At 74.5% G+C, this 18,602-nt stretch carries 15 protein-coding genes and 1 pseudogene; 10 read left to right on the forward strand and 6 right to left on the reverse strand.

The annotated features are described in order from the left end of the window. Nucleotides 1-4 precede the first annotated feature (4 nt). From ACQPY0_RS20725 to ACQPY0_RS20745, 5 genes are all read left to right on the forward strand, one after another. Complete coding sequence (locus tag ACQPY0_RS20725; RefSeq protein WP_432991268.1) at nt 5-433, forward strand: hypothetical protein; 429 nt, start codon at nt 5-7, stop codon at nt 431-433. Between the two features lie 51 nt (nt 434-484). Further along, nucleotides 485-655, forward strand: coding sequence for a TOBE domain-containing protein (locus ACQPY0_RS20730; protein WP_432991270.1), 171 nt, complete (start codon nt 485-487; stop codon nt 653-655). Nucleotides 656-727: 72 nt separating this feature from the next. Continuing rightward, nucleotides 728-1,474 (forward strand): ABC transporter ATP-binding protein, encoded by a 747-nt coding sequence (locus ACQPY0_RS20735; protein WP_432991272.1) that lies wholly within the window; start codon nt 728-730, stop codon nt 1,472-1,474. Then, on the forward strand, nt 1,474-3,774 hold the full coding sequence (locus ACQPY0_RS20740; RefSeq protein WP_432991274.1) for an FtsX-like permease family protein: 2,301 nt from the start codon (nt 1,474-1,476) through the stop codon (nt 3,772-3,774). Before ACQPY0_RS20735 ends, ACQPY0_RS20740 begins: the two co-directional genes overlap by 1 nt. A 56-nt stretch (nt 3,775-3,830) precedes the next feature. After that, nucleotides 3,831-6,446 (forward strand): putative bifunctional diguanylate cyclase/phosphodiesterase, encoded by a 2,616-nt coding sequence (locus ACQPY0_RS20745; protein WP_432991276.1) that lies wholly within the window; start codon nt 3,831-3,833, stop codon nt 6,444-6,446. A 56-nt stretch (nt 6,447-6,502) separates the two neighbouring features. Here the strand turns inward: ACQPY0_RS20745 and ACQPY0_RS20750 are convergent, their stop codons facing one another. From ACQPY0_RS20750 to ACQPY0_RS20760, 3 genes are read right to left on the reverse strand one after another with little or no spacing between them, the layout of a single operon-like run. Continuing rightward, nucleotides 6,503-7,594: a nucleotide disphospho-sugar-binding domain-containing protein gene (locus ACQPY0_RS20750; RefSeq protein WP_432991278.1), complete on the reverse strand. Its 1,092-nt coding sequence runs from the start codon at nt 7,592-7,594 to the stop codon at nt 6,503-6,505. Between the two features lies 1 nt (nt 7,595). After that, nucleotides 7,596-9,635: an alpha/beta fold hydrolase gene (locus tag ACQPY0_RS20755; RefSeq protein ID WP_432991280.1), complete on the reverse strand. Its 2,040-nt coding sequence runs from the start codon at nt 9,633-9,635 to the stop codon at nt 7,596-7,598. 48 nt (nt 9,636-9,683) lie between these two features. Beyond that, complete coding sequence (locus ACQPY0_RS20760) at nt 9,684-10,436, reverse strand: ROK family protein (protein ID WP_432991282.1); 753 nt, start codon at nt 10,434-10,436, stop codon at nt 9,684-9,686. Between the two features lie 233 nt (nt 10,437-10,669). Between ACQPY0_RS20760 and ACQPY0_RS20765 the strand changes: the two genes are divergently transcribed. Beyond that, a complete protein-coding gene (locus ACQPY0_RS20765) occupies nt 10,670-11,770 on the forward strand; it encodes an RICIN domain-containing protein (RefSeq protein WP_432991284.1) in 1,101 nt (366 codons plus the stop codon). On the opposite strand, the gene ACQPY0_RS20770 is transcribed toward ACQPY0_RS20765, so the two are convergent. Continuing rightward, nucleotides 11,767-12,333: a TetR/AcrR family transcriptional regulator gene (locus ACQPY0_RS20770; protein WP_432991286.1), complete on the reverse strand. Its 567-nt coding sequence runs from the start codon at nt 12,331-12,333 to the stop codon at nt 11,767-11,769. The two genes, ACQPY0_RS20765 and ACQPY0_RS20770, sit on opposite strands and share 4 nt — an antisense overlap. Before the next feature lie 143 nt (nt 12,334-12,476). Between ACQPY0_RS20770 and ACQPY0_RS20775 the strand changes: the two genes are divergently transcribed. Then, nucleotides 12,477-13,235, forward strand: a complete 759-nt coding sequence (locus ACQPY0_RS20775) for an alpha/beta fold hydrolase (RefSeq protein WP_432991288.1) — start codon at nt 12,477-12,479, stop codon at nt 13,233-13,235. A gap of 2 nt (nt 13,236-13,237) precedes the next feature. Here the strand turns inward: ACQPY0_RS20775 and ACQPY0_RS20780 are convergent, their stop codons facing one another. Beyond that, complete coding sequence (locus ACQPY0_RS20780; protein WP_432991290.1) at nt 13,238-15,601, reverse strand: ricin-type beta-trefoil lectin domain protein; 2,364 nt, start codon at nt 15,599-15,601, stop codon at nt 13,238-13,240. Between the two features lie 74 nt (nt 15,602-15,675). Here ACQPY0_RS20780 and ACQPY0_RS20785 point away from each other — a divergent pair, with 74 nt between their 5' ends. Together ACQPY0_RS20785 and ACQPY0_RS20790 are read left to right on the forward strand one after the other, a co-directional pair. Then, the gene (locus ACQPY0_RS20785; protein WP_432991291.1) at nt 15,676-16,473 is read left to right on the forward strand and encodes an ROK family protein; all 798 of its coding nucleotides are present in this window, start codon (nt 15,676-15,678) and stop codon (nt 16,471-16,473) included. A 153-nt stretch (nt 16,474-16,626) separates the two neighbouring features. Continuing rightward, nucleotides 16,627-16,695 (forward strand): annotated as a pseudogene (locus ACQPY0_RS20790) (NUDIX hydrolase); the annotation flags it as partial. A gap of 119 nt (nt 16,696-16,814) precedes the next feature. Here the strand turns inward: ACQPY0_RS20790 and ACQPY0_RS20795 are convergent. Beyond that, nucleotides 16,815-17,789, reverse strand: coding sequence for a helix-turn-helix transcriptional regulator (locus ACQPY0_RS20795; RefSeq protein WP_432991293.1), 975 nt, complete (start codon nt 17,787-17,789; stop codon nt 16,815-16,817). A gap of 67 nt (nt 17,790-17,856) precedes the next feature. Between ACQPY0_RS20795 and ACQPY0_RS20800 the strand changes: the two genes are divergently transcribed. Next, the gene (locus ACQPY0_RS20800; protein WP_432991295.1) at nt 17,857-18,543 is read left to right on the forward strand and encodes an esterase/lipase family protein; all 687 of its coding nucleotides are present in this window, start codon (nt 17,857-17,859) and stop codon (nt 18,541-18,543) included. The last annotated feature ends 59 nt before the right edge of the window (nt 18,544-18,602 follow it).

Consider the following 18,602-nt stretch of genomic DNA (forward strand, 5'->3'; position numbering starts at 1 on the left):
CGGCATGAATCGACTCGGGTGGGCGGCGGTGGCCGCGGGGGCGACCGTGCTGGTGTGCGTCGGCGGCGCGTTCGCGGTGGGCTTTCCGCAGCGCTCGAGCTTCCTGGCCCGGCAGGAGCGGCAGGCCTGCTCGCTGTTCGCCAGGACGTCACCGTTCGGCGAGGTGTCCAGCTGCATCGACCTCGGCCGGCGCACCCCGCCGATCTCCGGCCCCGGCCACGTCTTCCTGCTCGTGGAGACCACCGCCGGGCCGAGCGTGGTGCGCATCGACTACCGCGGCACCGACGATGCGACGTTCACGGCCACCGCGGTCGAGGTTCCCACCAACGAGGCCCCCGGCATCTCGCACGAGACCAGCGAGCGGCTCAAGACCGGCATCGACGGCCGCGGCGGGCTCAAGACCCAGCCCTGGGCGGTCCACCCCGCACCGTGAGTCTTTCACGCCCGCCGGACGCCGCGACCGGCCCGGCGTAGGGCCGGTGACATGCGGCTGAGTATTCGCAACCGGCTGCCGGGCCGGGGCACCGACGTCGAGCACGGCGCGGTGATGACCACGGGCCGGGTCGCGATCGGCGGCGGCGACACGGTCACGGCCGCGATCACCAAGGACGCCGCCGGGCCTGAGCCCCGGCCCCCGCCGGGCCTTCGGAGGTAGGGCTGGCCGTACCACCGGGACACCGGCCGGCGGGCGTGTGCCGGACGGTCCCCGGGCGGTTGTATCGGTGGCATGGCCGACAACGGGGACGTCGTGGTGCTGGAAGGCGTGCAGAAGCGGTTCGGTGCGCTCGTCGCACTGGACTCGGTGACACTGGGGTTCGCGCGGGGGACGTTCACGGCGGTGATGGGGCCGTCCGGGTCCGGCAAGTCCACGCTGCTGCAGACCGCGGCCGGGCTGGAGCGGCCGAGCGCCGGGACGGTCCGGGTCGCCGGCACCGACCTCGGCACGCTGAACGAGACCGGGCTGACGCTGCTGCGGCGCGAGCGGATCGGGTTCGTGTTCCAGGCGTTCAACCTGCTCTCCTCGCTCACCGCCGAACAGAACGTCGCCCTGCCGCTGCGGCTGGCCGGGCGGCGGCCGGCGCGCCGGGAGGTGCGGGAGGTGCTCGCCGCCGTCGGGCTCGCCGACCGGGCCCGGCACCGGCCCGCCGAGCTCTCCGGGGGCCAGCAGCAGCGGGTCGCCATCGCGCGGGCCGTCATCACCCGGCCCGACGTGCTCTTCGCCGACGAGCCGACCGGGGCGCTGGACTCGCGCACCGGGCGGGAGGTGCTCGCCCTGCTGCGCTCCATGGTCGACGGGCAGGGGCAGACCGTCGTCATGGTCACCCACGACCCGGTCGCGGCCGCCCATGCCGACCGGGTGGTGTTCCTCGCCGACGGGCGGGTGGCCGACGCGATGGCGGCGCCGACCCCGCAGGCCGTCGCCGAGCGGATGACCGCCCTGGAGACGGCCGTCCCGTCCGGCGGTGCGGCGTGATGACCGGGATCGCGCTGCAGACCGTGCGGGCCCGGTGGACCTCGTTCGCCGGCGTGTTCGTCGCGGTCGGGCTCGGCGTGTGCCTGCTGGCCACCACCGGGCTCACGCTCGCCGAAAGCGTCGGCGGGGGACGCCGGCCCGTGTGGTACGAGCGTGCCGACGTCGTGGTCGCCGGGCAGAACAGCATCACGGTTGTCGTGGACGCGGGCCGCGAGGACGAGTACACGAGCACGACCGAGACGCAGCGGTCCCGCCCGCTGCCGGCCGACCTGCTCGCACGGCTGCCCGGGGCGGTCGCCGACCGGTGGCTGCCGGGCGGCGCGCACCCGTGGTCGGCGGCGGCGCTGCACGACCTGCCGGCCGGGGACGGGCCGGTCCGCGACGACGAGGCGGTCGCCGGCGGGGCCGGACATCGGGTGGGGGAGCGGGTCCGGGTGCTCGGGCGGGAGTTCACGGTGGTGGGCACGGTCGGCGGGCCGGCCGCGCTGTACCTCACCGACCGGGCCGCCGAACAGCTCAGCGGCGGGCGGATCGACGCGATCGCGGTCCGGGGGATGAGCGCCGGGCAGGTGCGTGCGGCGGTCGGCGACGGGCCGCGGGTGCTCACCGGCGACGCGCGGGCCTCGGCCGAGCCCGACCCGGACGCCGACCTGCTGGCGGTGGCGGCGTCGCTGATGGGGACCACGGCCGGGGTCGCGGCGTTCGTGGCCGTGTTCGTCGTCGCCGGCACGTTCGCGTTCGCCGTCGCCCAGCGGCGCCGCGAGCTGGCGCTGCTGCGGGCGGCCGGGGCCACGCCGCGGCAGGTGCGGCGGCTGGTGCTGGGCGAGGCGCTCGTCGTGGGGGCGGTCGCCGGGGTCGCCGGGTGCGGGGCGGGGCTGCTCGCCGCGCCGCCGTTCGCGCACTTCCTGGCCCGCTCCGGGTTCGCCCCCGCCGGGTTCACGGCCGGGTTCGTGTGGTGGCCGCTGCTGGCCGCGTTCGGCACCGGGCTGCTCGTCGCCCTGGCCGGGGCCGCGGTCGCCGCCCGCCGCGCCGGGCGGGTCCGGCCGATCGAGGCGCTGCGCGAGGCCGCGGCCGAGCGGCGGGTCATGACCGCCGGGCGGTGGGTGTTCGGCCTGGCGTTCCTCGGCGGCGCCGCCGCCCTGCTCATCTGGGCGCCGGTCGACGGCCCGCAGACCATCGCGCTCGTCCTCCTCGACGCCCAGCTGGCCCTCACCGGCATCGCGCTCTTCGCGCCGCTGCTGGCGCCCCGCGCCGCCTGGCTGGCCGGCCTGCCGCTGCCCGGTGTCACCGCTGCCCTGGCCCGCGACGGCGCCCGCACGGCCGTACGCCGCACCGCCTCGACGGTCGCCCCGATCCTCGTGACCGCCGGCATCGCCGCGACGACCCTGGCCGGGACGGCGACCGTCTGGCAGGCCACCGCCCAGGCGAGCGCGAACCGCCTCACCGCGACCGGGGTGCTCGTCGACCCGCCGGCCGGGCGGGCGCCGGACGCCGGGGATGTGCCGGTGGCGCGGTCCGTGGTCTACGTGAACCAGGACGACTACGCGGAGCCGTTCGACGCGATCTTCGCCGGGCCGGGGCTGGGGCGGGTGATGCGGGTGAGCGCCGAGCCGGCCGAGGGCAGCGTGGTCGTGGGGCACGGGCTGGCCGCGTCGATGGGGTGGCGGCCCGGGAGCACGGCCCGGCTGTGGCTGGCCGACTCGACGCCGGTGAGCCTGCGCGTCGGCGGGGTGCTCGAGCCGTCGCTGGACCTCGACGACAGTGTGCTGCTGCCGTGGTCGCTCGGGCCCGGGCACGCCGACGCGGTGTACCTGAGCGGGCCCGCGGGCGGTGCGCAGGGCTCGGTGCTCACGCCGGTCGCGTACTTCGCCGGGCTGGACGCGAAGCAGCGGCGGATGAACGACCTCGCGCTGCTCACGGTGCTCGGGATGGCGCTGCTGTACACCACGATCGCCATCGCCAACACGCTCGTCATGGCCACCGCCGACCGCGCCCGGGACCTCGCCGTGCTGCGGCTGGCCGGGACCACGCCGCGGCAGATCCTCGCCATGGTCGGCATCGAGGCCGTGCTCGCGGCGGTCGCCGGGATCGTGCTGGCCGGGGCGGTCGCCGGGGGCACGCTGCTCGCCCTGCTCCCGGGGCTGCGCGCCGGCGGGGTCGGGCCCGCGCCGGTGGTGCCGTGGACGCCGGTGCTGGCCGTCGCCGCCGTCTGCACCGTCGTCGCGCTCGTCGCCGCCCTCGTCCCGGCGGCGGTGGCGCTGCGCACCCCCGCCGCGCGGATGGCGGCCGTGCGCGAATAGGTAAAGCCGCGCCCAAACCGGCCGATTGGGCCCCCGGGGACACCGGAGGGGGTCTTGTGCTGCTGCGGGCGTATGCCGTCGTGGTCGGGGCGCTGAGCGTCGTGTACTACCTGACGCCCGACTCGACCCTGCGCACGCTGGAGTGGACCGCGATCGCCGCGTTGTCGGCCGTCGCGCTCGTCACCGGCGTGGTGGCGCACCGGCCGCGGCGGCCGCTGCCGTGGCTGCTCGCGGCGGCCGGGCTCGGCTCGTACACGGTCGGGGAGTGGCTGTTCTACCTGCCGCAGCTCGCGCACGGCGAGGACGCGGGCGGGCTGGGGCTGTCCGACGCGTTCTACCTGGCGATGTACCCGTGCCTCGCCGGCGCGCTGGCGATTCTCGTGCGGCGGCAGAACCCGGGCGGCGACCGGGCCGCGCTGCTGGACGGCACCATCGTCACCGTCGGCGGGGCGCTGCTGACCTGGGTGTTCCTCATCGAGCCGTACCTGAGCCGGCCCGAGATCGCCGCCACGGAGCGGATCGCGGCGATCGCGTACCCGTTCGGCGACGTGCTCGTCCTGGCGGTCCTGGCCCGGCTCGGCGGCGGGCGCACCGCGCGCGGCACCCCGCTGCGGCTGCTGTTCGCCGGGGTCGCGTGCCTGCTGGCCGCCGACGCGGTGTACACGTGGCAGTCGCTGCGCGGGGAGTTCCACGCCGGCAGCTGGGTCGACGTCGGGTGGATCGGGTTCTACCTCAGCACCGGCTGCGCGGCCCTGCACCCGGCGATGCGCGACGTCGACGAGCGGCTCCCGCCGGCCGCGCCGCGGCTGTCCAACGGGCGGGTGGCGGTGCTGCTGGCCGTCGCGGCGCTGCTGATCCCGGTGATCATCACGATCAAGTCGGCGGCGGCGACGGAGCTGGCGGTGTTCCTCACCGCCTCGTGCGTGCTGTTCGTCTTGGTTCTGGTCCGTCTTGCCGACGTGGTAAGGGTCCTGCGGGAGGTGCAGCGGCAGCGGGCCGAGGGCCGCTTCCAGCGGCTCACCGAGCAGGTGACGGACCTGGTGTCGATCTGCCGGCGCGACGGGGTGATCCAGTACGTCACGCCGTCGATCCAGTCGCTGCTCGGGCTGGCCCCCGCGGCGGTGCTCGGCCGGCCGCTGACCGACCTGGTGCACCCCGACGACCGGGACCGGGTCGGGCTGCTGCTGGACACCCACGCCACCGGCGGGGTGGTCGGGCCGGTGGAGTGCCGGCTGCGGCGCGACGACGGCGGGTACGTGCTCACCGAGACGATCGGGCGGGCCGTCGACGACGGCGACGAGAGCGGGTACCTGTTCACCACCCGCGACATCACCGAGCGCAAGGCGCTGGAGGAGCAGCTCACGCACCGGGCGTTCCACGACGAGCTGACCGGGCTGGCCAACCGGGCGCTGCTGGCCGACCGGGTGCACCACGCGCTGGAGCGCCGCGGCGCGCCGTACCGCCACATCGCACTCCTGATCGTCGACCTCGACGACTTCAAGACGATCAACGACTCGCTCGGGCGGGCCGCCGGCGACGCGCTGCTGCGCGCGATCGCGGACCGGCTGCGCTCGTGCCTGCGCTCGGCCGACACCGCGGCGCGGCTCGGCGGCGACGAGTTCGCGATGCTGCTGGAGCACCTCGACGACGCGGGCGAGGCGGCCCGCGTCGCCGAACGGGTGCTGGCCACGCTGCGCCGGCCGCTGACCGTCGGCGCGCGCGAGATCCAGCCGCAGGCCAGCGTCGGCATCGCGCTGCCCGACCCCGACCGGCCGCCGGACGCCGACGAGCTGCTGCGCAGCGCCGACGTCGCGATGCACATGGCCAAGCGGCAGGGGCGCAACCGGTACGCCTACTACGCCCCCAGCATGCAGGCCGGCCTGCTGGAGCGGCTCGACCTCGCCGAGGACCTGCGCGGGGCGATCGAGCACCACGAGCTGGTCGTGTACTACCAGCCGTTCGTCGACCTCCGTGACGGGTCGATCACCGGGGCCGAGGCGCTGGTGCGCTGGCCGCACCCGCGCAAGGGGCTCATCCCGCCGGACCGGTTCATCGGGCTCGCCGAGGAGACCGGGCTCATCCTGCCGCTGGGCTACGAGGTGCTCGGCGCCGCCTGCCGCACCGCCGCCGCGTGGCAGGGCTCCGGGGTCCGGCCGCGGATCAGCGTCAACCTCTCGCCGCGGCAGGTGCAGGACCCGGCCGTGATCCTGTACGTCCAGCAGACCCTGCTGCACACCGGCCTACCGGCGCAGCTGCTGACACTGGAGATCACCGAGTCGCTGCTGAGCGAGGACGCCGAGGTCGCCGCGAGCCGCCTCGCCGAGCTCAAGGCCCTGGGCGTGCGGCTCGCCGTCGACGACTTCGGCACCGGGTACTCGTCGCTGTCGCGCCTGCACACGTTCCCGATCGACATCCTGAAGATCCCCAAGCCGTTCGTCGACGGCGTGGCGCGCGGGCCCGAGCACTCGGCCCTGGCCCGCGCGATCCTCGACCTCGCCCAGGCGCTCGACCTGCAGGTCGTCGCCGAGGGCATCGAGGACGCCGCCCAGGCGCGCGAGCTCGCCCGCCTGGGCTGCCAGATCGGCCAGGGCTTCCACTTCTCCCGCCCGGTGCCGGCGCAGGAGTTCGGGGCCCTGCTGCAGCGCGGAGCGTTCGCGCTGGCGTCCTGGTGAGCGGACACCCGCGGGCCTGGACAACGCTCGCCTGGCGTACGCTGGCCCGCCCGCAGCTACCGGACGGTCAGGATCTCGGCCACGGCGGACGGGGACGGCATGGCGGCGATCTCGGCGGCCAGTTCACTCGCGCGGGCCTGGTAGCCGTCGTCGGACAGCAGCTTGCCCGCCTCGATGCGTACCGCCGCGGCGCAGCGCTGCGGGAACGGGATCGCGCGGGCCGCGCCCGCGGCCGTCAGGCGCTCGGCGATCGCGAACTGGTCGCACATCTGGGGCATCACCAGCTGCGGGCGGCCGATCGTCAGGGCCGCCATCGAGCTGCCCGCCCCGCCGTGGTGGACGAACAGCGCGCAGCCGGGCAGGACCTGGTTGTGCGGGATCCAGCCGATGCGGCGCACGTCCGCGGGGAGCTCGGCGATGCCGTGCACCCCGGCGCCGGAGACCACGATCTCCACGTCCAGCTCGCGCAGGCCGTGCACGGCGGCGCTCAGGCCGTCGACGCCCTCGGGGATCGGCACGGTGCCCATCGACACGCACACGCGCGGGCGCGGGGACGGCTCCAGCAGCCAGCCGGGGATGGTGCAGGCCGCGTTGTAGGGCACGTAGCGCATCGGCGTCCCGCCCGGCACGGCGCCGAGGCTCGGCGGGCAGGTGTCGATCGTCAGGGCCGGCGGGTCGACCGCGGTCCCGCCGTACAGCCGCGAAAGCCGCTCCTCGACGCGGGCCAGGGCGGCGTTGTGCACCGGCTCGGGCACCGGCAGGCCCCAGTGCTGCAGCACCCACGGGATGCCGGCGCGGGTCGCGGCCAGGGGGCCCGAATACTCCACCGGTTCGGTGACGAGCAGGTCGGGGCGCCACGCGCGGACCAGGGCGTCGACGTCGTCGCGGGTGCGCTCGGCCAGCGCGACGAACACGTTCAGGTCGAGCTCCTCGTTGCCGCCGAGGCTCAGCCCGGACGGCCACAGCTCGAAGAACGACGCGTCGCCGCCGACGACGGCCGCGGTCAGGCCCGCGCGGCGCACCTGCTGGTGCAGCGGCTGCGGCACGGCGACGAGGACCTGGTCGCCGCGCAGGTGCAGGGCCCAGGCCAGCGGCACCATCGAGAACAGGTGGCCGGGGGCCGGGTTCATGGTGAACAGGACGCGCATCTCACGCTCCGAGGGCGACGGGCAGGTCCTCGATGCCGCGCAGCATGGTGCCGGGCGCGCGGTAGCGGACCGCTCCGGCGATGCGCAGCGTCGGGAACCGGCGCAGCAGGCGGGGGAAGAGGACCTGGGCGTGCATGCGGGCCAGGGCCGCGCCCGGGCAGAAGTGCCGGCCGGCGCCGAAGCTCAGCGACGCCCGGGCGGGCCGGCGCAGCACGTCGAAGCGGTCGGGCTCGGCGACGTACGCCGGGTCCCGGTTCGCCGCCCCGATGAGCCCGAGCACGGCCATGCCCGGCTCGACGTCCACGTCGCCGAAGCGGGCCGGCGCGGTGGCGATCCGCACGGCGATCTGCACCGGCGGCTCGAAGCGCAGGATCTCCTCGACCGCCCGCCCGGCGGTGGCGTCGTCGCCGCCGCGGACCAGGGCGGCCTCGTCGGGGTACGACAGCAGCAGCCGCGCCCCGAGCGTCACCAGGCTCGCCGGTGAGTCGTAGCCGGCGCCGAAGAGCAGGGTCAGGTCCCCGAGGTACTGCTCCCCGAGGTCCGGCCGCAGCCGCCGCACCACCGGCAGCAGCCCCGCCTCCCGGTCGGCGGCCAGGACCTCCAGCGCGTCGATGATCTCGTCGCCGGCGCTGGCCATCGCCGAGCGCTGCCGGGGCGTCATGAACGGCTCGAACGCCGCCGAGGCGACCCGGGCCGCCTCGCCCAGCCGCAGCGCGTCGGCGTCGGGCAGGTCCAGCAGCCGCCCGGTGACCAGCGACGCGAACGGGATCGCGAGCGCCTCGGCGAGGTTCACCACGCCGTCGCGGGCGAGCCGCTCGCCGAAGGCGGTGAGGCACTGCTCCGCGGTCGCGGCCGTGCACTCGCGCAGCTCCTCGGCGCGGCGCGGGACGAGCCGGTGGGCCAGCGCGGCGCGCAGCTCGCTGTGCACGGTGCCCTCGCGCCAGCCGAACGACTGGTACAGGCAGCGGATGATCCGCACGTCGCGCCAGTTCGGGGTGAGCCGGGCCGGGTCCTCGCCGGGGCTTTCGAAGATCGGCTCCTGCAGCAGGCGGGCGACGTCGGCGTGGCGGCTGAGCACCGCCGCGGCCGCCTTGCCGGGCAGGTCGACGCGCAGGACCGGGGTGCGCTCGCGCAGGGCGCGGTAGGTCGCGTACGGCTCGGCGAGCGCCCGCGGCCGGACCAGGTCGAGGAAGAGCCGCTCGGCGTGGCGGCGCTCGGCCTCGGCGAAGAAGCGCAGCAGCGCCGCGGCCGTGCGCTGCGGCTGCTCGAGGTTCGGGCTGTGCGAGGCGTCCGGGATGATCTCGAGCCGCGCGCCGAGCCGCTCGGCGTAGGCGGCGAAGTCCCCGGCGGACCACAGGCGCTGGTCGCGGTGGCCGTGCACGATCAGCACCGGCACCCGCGTGGCCCGCAGGTCGGCGCCCCGGTCCGGCTCGGCGGTGAGCGAACGCAGCGCCCCGTGCAGGAACGCCAGGCGCATCCCGGCGAGCCGGCGGCGCCAGAACTCGCGGCGGTCCGCCTCGCGCTGCGGCACCAGGCGCCGCACCACCGGCCACATGACCGCGGCGCCCTGCAGCGCGAGGGTGGCGTCGAAGCCCGAGAGCAGCTTGCGGTGCCGGGCGCCGTCCATGCCGGGCCCGGCGCCGATGAGCGTCACCGACAGCAGCAGGTCCGGGCGGGCGAGGGCGGCGGCGCGGGCGACGAACCCGCCGTAGGAGTGCCCGACGAGGTGCACCGGCCGCCCGGCGCCGATGCGTTCGAGCACGGCGACCAGGTCCTCGGCGTGCCGGGCGATGGTGTGCCCGGCCGGGGACTCGTCGTCGAGCTCGGCGTAGTGGCCCTGATAGTCGTAGGCCCAGGCGTGGTAGCCGCCGCCGGCGACGGCGGGCAGGATCGGGACGAAATCCTCCTTGGACCCGACGACGCCGGCGCACAGGACGACGGCGGCGCCACGGTCCGCGCCGGCGGGCGGGGGCATCCGCAGCGCCGCGACCGGCCCGCGGGCCGTGTCGAGCCGCAGTTCGGAGTCGCTGAGCGTGAGCACGCTGCGACATTAGTCCGTTTTGGGCAATTTTATCGGTTATGTGGAACTTTATCCGCCGATCAGCTTCCAGGCCCGGGCCCCGCCCAGCACCCCGGCGGTGTTCGGCACGATCGACACGTCGTCGCCCAGGGCCGCGACCGTCTCGGCGTCGATCAGGGCCGAGTTGCCGCCGCCGATGTACAGCCGGTCCCACCGGAACACCGGCCGCAGCCCGTCGACGACCCGCCGCACCCGCCGCGACCACTTGGCGTTGCCCAGCTCGCGGCGCTGAATCTCGCCGATGTAGGTGTCGTAGGTCCGCTTGCGCCGGATCGGCCCGTGTGAGAGCTCCAGGTGCGGGGCGAGCACCCCGTCGTCGAACAGCGCGCTGCCCAGCCCCGTGCCGAGCGTGAGCACCAGCTCCAGCCCGGTGCCGACGACCAGGGCGGCGCCGTGCACCTCGGCGTCGTTGAGCACGAGCACCGGGCGGCCGAAGGCGCGGTTGAGCGCGGCCCGGGCGTCGTAGCCGGTCCAGGCCGCATACAGCCCCGGGTCGACGGCGGTGTGCGGGCCGGCCCGGTTGACGTAGTGCGGGGTGGCCACGACCCGGCCGTGGCGGATCATGCCGGGCAGCCCGACGGTGGCCCGGTCGGCCGCCGGTAGCTGGGTCTCGATGTCGAGCACGGCGCGCACGAAGCGGTCGGGCGGGAACGGGTACGGCGTCGCGACCCGGATCGGGCCGCCGACCAACGCGTCGGAGTCGTCCACGACGGCCGCCTTGAGCCCGCCGCCGCCACAGTCGATCGTCAGCGTGTTCACCACCGCTGGATTGTGCGCCGCGATCGCCCCGCCCGCCGCACGGGCGGCGAAAAAGCCACGTTGATCACGGCCGGCGGACCGCTCGGCGCAGTGGCCGGGACGCTCGCCGCGCCGGGGTCGACGCCGTCCGAAATATCTTCAAGAATCAATGAGCTGGCGACCCCGAAACCCCTGCACGCCGCCTCCGCCAGGGCGGCGTGCAGGCCACCTCCGCCACGGACGGGAGCACGGACAACATGCGACGACGTATCGGCCTCACCCTCGGCCTCGCGCTGGCCCTGGTCGCGGGGGCCCTGATCCCGGCCGCGCCCGCGCTGGCCGAGTCCAACGGCGGCGTGCGGATCATGCCGCTGGGCGACTCGATCACGGACGGCTACAACGTGCCGGGCGGGTACCGCCTCAACCTCTGGCAGCGCCTCGCCGCCGGCGGCTACCGGGCCGACTTCGTCGGATCGCGCTTCAACGGCCCGGCGGGCCTGGGCGACCACGACCACGAGGGCCACTCCGGCTGGCGCATCGACCAGATCGACGCGAACATCGTCAACTGGCTGCACACCTATGCTCCGCGCACGATCCTGCTGCACATCGGCACGAACGACATGAACCAGAACTACGACGTCGCGAACGCCCCGGCGCGGCTGTCGGCGCTGATCGACAAGATCCGGGCCAACAACGCGACCGTCGAGCTGTTCGTCGCCAAGATCACGCCGGAGAGCGACCCCACGCGGGAGTCGCGGGTGCAGGCGTACAACGCCGCCATCCCCGGCATCGTCGCGCAGAAGGGCGCGCGCACCCACCTGGTCGACATGCACTCGGCGATCACCACCGCCGACCTGGCCGACGGGGTGCACCCGAACGCCGGCGGCTACGACAAGATGGGCGCGCGCTGGTTCTCCGCGCTGCAGTCGGTCCCCGCGAGCCTCACCCCCGTGGGTGTACCGCCGGTGGGGTCCCCGGTCTCCGTGCTCAACCCGCAGTCGGGGCGCTGCCTCGAAGGCTACGGCACCGGGACCGCCAACGGCACCCAGGTCAACATCTGGAACTGCCACGGCGGCACCAACCAGACCTGGACCCGCACGGCCGCGGGCGAGCTGCGCCTCTACGGCGGCAAGTGTCTCGACGTGAGCGACAACGCCACCGCCAACGGCACCAAGGTGCAGCTCTGGGACTGCAACGGCACCACCGCGCAGAAGTTCACGTTCAACGCCGACGGCACCCTCGTCGGCGCCGGGTCGGGCAAGTGCGTCGACGTGACCTCCAGCGGCACCGCGAACGGGACGCTCGTGCAGCTGTACCAGTGCAACGGCACCGGCGCCCAGAAGTTCACCACCCGTTAGCGCAGCAGCCCGTTCAACAGGCTGCGCAGCGCCCGCTCGAACAGGTCGGGAGCGTCCTGCGGGGGTGCCGGCGCCCCGGAGGACGCCTCCGCCATGGCGGCGACCAGGTGGCGGTACCCGGCCAGGTCCGCGGCGAAGGACAGCCCCTCCGGCTGGGGGCGCGCGAACAGCGACACGACGCCGGTGATCATCGCGACCGCCTCGAACTTGGCCTGCGTCGGGCACCGCACGGGGGCCAGGACGCCGAGGCAGTGCTCGAAGTACGCCAGCGCGTTGGGGCCGAGGCCCCGGTTGCGCTGCGCCGCCTCCAGCAGCCAGGGGTGCCGCTTGAACAGGCCCAGCTGCTCGCGGGCCAGCAGCACGAGCGCGTCGATCGGGTCGGGCGCGGCCGGGAACGGGGCCAGCGCGCCGATCGCCGCGTCGGCCATGAGGTCGAGCAGGTCGTCGCGGGATGACAGGTAGCGGTACAGCGACCCCGCCCCGGTCCCGAGCTTCGCCGCCACCGCCCGCATCGACACGGCCGCGAGCCCGTCGGCGTCGGCGAGTGCGGTCGCGGCCGCCACGATCTCCTCCCGGCTGTGCCCGGGCGCGGGCCCCCGGCTCCCCCGCGGCGGTCGCTGAAAAATCGACTGGCTCTCACCCACCCCACTACTCTAAACTGCAAACAGCGTTCGCAGATTTTAGGGAACTCGGAGAGGGAGGCGGCATGGCGGCGGAGGACCTGGTGGTGGTACACGGCGGGGCCGTGACCGCCGACTTCTACACGCGGCTGGCGAAGGCGCTCAAGGGCCGGGTCGCGGTCCACCTGTACGACCGGCGCGGCCGGGGCAGCGCGGGCCCGAAGCCGGCCGGTTACACGGTCGACGACGAGATCGCCGACCTGGCGGCGGTGCTGGAGCGCACCGGCGCCCGCAACGTCTTCGGCCACAGCTACGGCGGCCTGGTCGTGATGAGGGCCGCGCTGGAGATCGAGTTCGACCACATCGTGCTCTACGACGGCACCGTGAACGTCGACGACGTCTTCCCGTCGGACTACGTACCGCGGATGCGGCGGTACATCGACGCGGGCGACCTGCCGCGCGCGATCGCCGTGATGAGCGGGGGTCTGCAGTTGACGAAGCTGCCGTTCGGGGCCCGGATCCTCCTCGCCCGGGCGTTCCTGCGCACGCCGATCGGGCGGACCATGGGCGAACTGCTGCCGACGTCGATCCTGGAGACCGAGGAGGTCGTCGCCCAGTCGGGTCCCGCCCAGGAGTACGCCGGCGTCACCGCCCGCACCCTGCTGTCCTGCGGGGCGCGCAGCGGGGCGTACTACCGCGAGATGAACGAGCGGCTGGCGGCGGTGATGCCAGACGCGCGGACCCACGTCCTGCCGCGCGCCTCGCACAACGCCGCCTGCGTCGCCCGCCCGCACTTCGCGAACATGGTGGCGGACTTCCTCACCAAGGAGCCGGTGAGGTCGTGACGCTACGAGCGGGTCCAGCGCTGGTTGGCCCCGCCGTTGCAGGTCCAGATCTCGACCAGGGTGCCGTTCGCGGTGCCCTGGCCGGTGACGTCCAGGCACAGCCCGGACTCGACGCCCACGACGGTGCCGTCGGCGCCGACGGTCCACTGCTGGTTCGCCCCGCCGTTGCAGTCCCAGATCGCCACCGGCGAGCCCGGCGCGGTCGCGTGCTGCATGACGTCGAGGCACTTGTTCGCGTACACCCGCAGCGCCCCGCCCGAGGCCTGCGTCCACTGCTGGTTGCCGCCGCCGTTGCAGTCCCAGATCTCGACCTGGGTGCCGTTGGCCTGCGTGGCGTTGGGCACGTCGAGACAGCGGCCGGACTGGGCGCTCACCAGCGCGCCGGACACCGGCGGGGGCGGGCCGGCGACCGCGGTCACCGACAGGTTGTCGAACTGCGCCGTCTCGCCCTGGCTGGTGCCGATGCCGACCTGGCCGGTGCTCCAGGCCGCGTCGCCGAGGGTGGCGAGCGTGACGCCGTCGATCTGGGCGGTGAGACTGGTGCCCGAGAACGTCAGCGCGATGTTGTGCCAGGTGCCGGTCCCGGGCGCGGTCACCGTCCCGCTGCGCAGGGTCGTCATGGTGTTGTTGACGTCATTGCGCAGCACACTCCACGCGCCGGTGTCGGACAGCCGCAGGTAGTAGGCGTTGAGCCCGGCCGGCCCGAACGCGTGCTGGGTGCCGGCGCGGCCGATGACCTCCGCGTAGCCGGCCTGCTCCAGCCGCACGTCGGCCGACACCTTGTAGTTGCTCCAGCCGAGGTCGCCCAGCAGCGCGTACGGGTCGCTGAGGTCGTCCCAGGTGATCGGGGCGCGCGGCGACATCTGGCGCACGCACCTCGTCCCGCCGCACTGGGCGATCTCGAACGCGCCCTGCATGTCGGCGAGGTACTTCGCCTCCCGGCCGATCGCGTAGCCGTTGAAGTCGTCGGTGTACGGCAGCGCGAGGGTCCCGGCGGCCGGGGACGTCGCGGTGCCCTTGCCCTGACCGGTCGTGGTGCTCAGGGTGTACACCCGCCCGGGCTGCAGCGTCACCGTGAACGACCCGCCGGACGGGGTGACGTCGGCGGTGTGCGCGAAGTAGTCGGCCGGACTGGTGCTGGACAGCAGCGTCGACCACACGTGCACGGCGCCGGTGGACAGCCCGCCGGTGACGGTCGCGGTGAACGGCTGCGCGGCGGTGGCGTCCATCGTCTCGATCACGACGCTGTAGTTGCCACTGTCCGGGTCGCGCATGGTGACGTAGCTGCCGTTGGCGCGGTTGCCGCCGAGGTAGCCCGAGGCGCCGTCGAGATAGCGCCAGCCCGGGGCCGTGAACTGCGTCGTGTGGGCCATCACCCAGGCGTTCTTGCCGACCGAGTAGCTGCCGGACCAGGGCTGCGCGGCCAGCGCCACGCCCATCGTCGGGAACGGGATGTTCGGGGTGATCGCGGCGATGACCGGCCAGTTGAGGTACGCGGTCATCTTCCCGTCGAGGTAGCCGCGGTTGATCCCGCGCGCGAGCGCGGCGGCGCCGAGGTTGTAGTCGTCGGAGCCGTTCTCGCTCGCCCAGACCTTCTTGCCGCTGTTGATCGCGTCGGTACTGCTGGGGCAGTTCGTCTGCGCCCCGCGGTACCCGCAGACGTAGTGCGAGCCGAGCACGTCCACGGCCGCGGCGAAGGCCGGGTCGCTCACCACGTCGCCCGCGGGGTTGAAGCTGGTGTCGTCGGCGACGACCTGCACGTTGCCGTACCCGTGGCTGTTGAGGGCGGACTTGAGCCGCTCGTACCAGCCCTTGTCGTAGCCGCGCTCGTTCCAGCCGCCGAGGTAGTCGAACGTCAGGCCGTGGCTGTTCTTCGCGCAGTCCAGGAACGCCAGGTAGTAGTTGATCATGTCGTCGGACCAGAAGTTGCCGTTGCCGATCCAGCCGGGGGCGCCCCAGGCGAGGGCGTACAGCTTGATCCGCGGGTTGCGCGCGCGGGCCTGCTCGGCCATCCACCACTCGTAGCCGCGGTCGCAGTTGAGGTCGGTGGCGGTGTGCTGGTGGCTGGGCTCGGCACCGCTGGTCGAGTTGGTGTCGCCGCCGACCTCGACCTTCATGATCTGCATGGCGGCCCCGTAGCCGGGCTTGAACAGGTAGTCGAGAATCTGGCCGCGCTGCGGCTCCGGGTAGTCGTAGAGCAGACGGCTGTTGCCGCCGCCCCCGGAGATGGCGCCGACGCCGTCGAACGTGCGCCCGGCGGACGTACCGTTGATGGTGACGGTGGTCGCCGCGGCCGCGGGCCCGGCCGCGACGAGTTGCGCGGCGACGAGACACACGACGGCGGCGATGGCGAGACGAGGTTGCATGTGCGGTCCTCCATGGCGGTGGGGTGAACCACCCTCAGATTCCCACACGTATCGACATAGTTCTACACTCAAAGATGTCGATTTATGATCGCGTAGCCGCGGTGGACATCGGCGGCACCTGGACCCGCGTCGCCGGCGCCGGGCGGTTCCCCACCGACCCCTCCTACGACCGCCAGCTCGCCGCCCTCACCGACGCGATCCCGAAGGACGCGACGGCGCTCGGCGTCTCCTTCGGCGGCCGCGTCACCCCGTCCGGCGCGGTCCGGGTGTCGCTGAACCTGCGCGACTACGAGGGCCGCTCGCTGGCCGCCGACCTGTCCGCCGCGGTGGGCGTCCCGGTCCGGATCGCGCACGACGCCACGTGCGGCCTGCTCGGCGAGGCCGGCTCGGGCGCCCTGCGGGGCTTCGACCGCTGCGGCTACCTGACCCTGTCCACGGGCGTCGGCGCGGCCCTGAGGCTGGCCTCGGTCTGCCTCACCACCGAGGCCGGCCATCAGCTCGTCGCGGGCAACGACCTTCCGTGCGACTGCGGCCAGACCGGCTGCCTGCAGACGCTGACCGGCGGCGACGCCCTGCGCCGGCGCCTGGGCCGGCCGCTGGAATCCATCGACGACCCCGGGTTCTGGCGGACCTACGCCGAGTCGCTGGCCCTCGGCGTGGCCAACTTCGCCCTGTCGGCGGGCCTGGAGGCGGTCGCCCTGGGTGGGGCGATCGCCTCGAACCCGCGCCTCTGGCCCCCACTGCGCACGACCCTGTCCCGGGTCCTGACCTACCAGCAGGTCACGGTCGTGCCGGCAGCCTTGGGCGAGGCAGCCTCCATCACCGGCGCGTCCCGGCTGCCGTCCCTGCCCACGGCCGCGATCCTGCACTGAGACCGGCCCGCTGGGCTCTGGCCGTGCCCCATCGCGGGGAGGAGCTGCTCGTCTTCGAGTACCACGACCCCCACGAAGGATCAGACCTTCTACCGGCCCCTGGGTGGAGGAATCGAGTTCGGCGAGACCGCCGAGTCGGCCGTACGTCGCGAGCTGCGTGAGGAACTCGGCGTCGAACGGCTCGACGTACGCCGCTTGGGCGTGCTGGAGAACATCTTCAACGGATTCGGCCGGGACGGGCACGAGATCGCGTTCATCTTCGAGTGCCGGCTCGCCGGCTCGCATGTGCGGCATTCACGGGCGCTGCGCGCCGCGACTTGTCGGATTTATACCCCGTCGGGTCATGAGTCCCCTTCGCCGGCGCCGGCCAGGTCGATGAGGTGCCGGCCCAGCTTTGCGATCTCGTCCCGCAGCTGCGCGGGCCGGACCACGGTGAAGTCCCAGCCCAGGCCGGCCAGCATCCGGGCCATCCCGTCGAGGTGCTCGGCCCGGCACACCAGCCGCACCCCGCCGCCCTCGGCCGGGGTCACGGTGGCGACGGTGGCGGGCACCCGGCGGCGGACCTCGGCGGGGTCGGCGTGCAGGAGGACCTCGACCTCGTGCCGGTACGGCACCGCCGCGAGGGCCCCGGCGACGTGTGCCACCGGGTCGAACGCGTCCGGCGGCGCGAAGCGCTCGGAGCCCGCCTCGGCCGCGCCGATCCGGTCCAGCCGCAGCGTGCGCAGTGCGCCGCGGCGGTGGTCGAGGCCGGTGGCGTACCAGCGGCCGGCGTGGAAGACCAGCCCGTACGGGTCGAAGTCGCGGGTCGTCTCCTCGCCGCGCCACGAGCGGTAGGCGAGCGTGACGCGGCGGTGGTCGCGGGCCGCCTCGGCCAGGACCAGCAGGTGCCGGGCGCCGGGCAGGCCGGGGGCGTCGCGGGGCGCGGCGGTGAAGCCCAGCGTCTCGCGCACGGCCCGGACCCGCTCGCGCAGCGCCGCCGGCAGCACCCGCTCGATCTTGGCCAGCGCCGACTCGCGGGCCGCGGTGCCGACGCCGAGCCCGAGCCGCTCGGCCGCGAGCAGCCCGAGCACCACCGCGACGGCCTCGTCGTCGCTGAGCATCAGCGGGGGCAGCCGGTAGCCGGCGGCGAGCGAGTAGCCGCCGTAGCGCCCGCGCCCGGCGCGCACCGGCAGGCCGAGGTCCGCCAGCGCGGCCGCGTGCCGGCGGACGGTCCGCTCGTCGATGCCGAGCCGCTGCGCGAGCTGCGGCCCGGTCAGCCCCGGCCGCGCCTGCAGCACCTCCAGCAGCGCGAGCACCCGCGCGGTCGACTGTGACACGGGCCACTCCAGGGCAGTCGCAAAATCAGGGCAGAATCTGCCCGGATTCGATCGTAGCGTCGAGCGCATGACGAACTTCGTGATGGTTCCCGGCATGTGGCTCGGCGCGTGGGCGTGGGACGCGGTGGCGGAGCCGCTGCGCGCGGCCGGGCACGACGTGACGGCGGTGACGCTCGGCGGGCTGGCCGAGCGCGCGTCCGAGGCCGGCGCGGCGACGCTCGAGTCGCACATCGGCGACGTGGTCGCCGCGGCCGGCGAGCACCCGGCGGTGACGCTCGTGGCCCACAGCTACGGCTGCTTCCCGGTGCGCGGCGCGGTGGAGCGCCTCGCCGGGCGGGTGACCCGGGTGGTCTACGTCGACAGCGGCCCGGTCCCGGACGGCACCGCCCAGGCCGACTTCGGCACCGAGCCGGACCCGACCGGCACCGCGGTCGCGCCCCCGTCGTTCGACCCGGCCGACGACCCGGTGCTCTTCGCCGGGCTGGAAGGCCGCTCGGCGTGGATTCGCGAGCGGGCCACCCCGCACCCGTACGCGACCGTCGCCGCCAAGCTGCGCCTGCGCGATCCGGACCAGCCCCCGACCGACCTGGTCTGCTCCACCTTCACGCGCGACAACGTCGAGGGGATGATCGCCGCCGGCCACCCGTTCTTCGCCGGCCTCGACCGGCGCGACTACCGGGTCCACGAGCTGCCGACCGGGCACTGGCCGATGTTCAGCCGCCCGGCCGACCTCGCCGCGCTGCTGGACCGATGAAAGCTCCACTCCCCGGCCGCTGCCGCAGCCATCGTCACCATCCGTCAACTCATCCAACG

This window comes from Dactylosporangium sp. CA-233914, assembly GCF_050942935.1.
In the GTDB taxonomy this organism is placed as follows: Bacteria; Actinomycetota; Actinomycetes; order Mycobacteriales; family Micromonosporaceae; genus Dactylosporangium.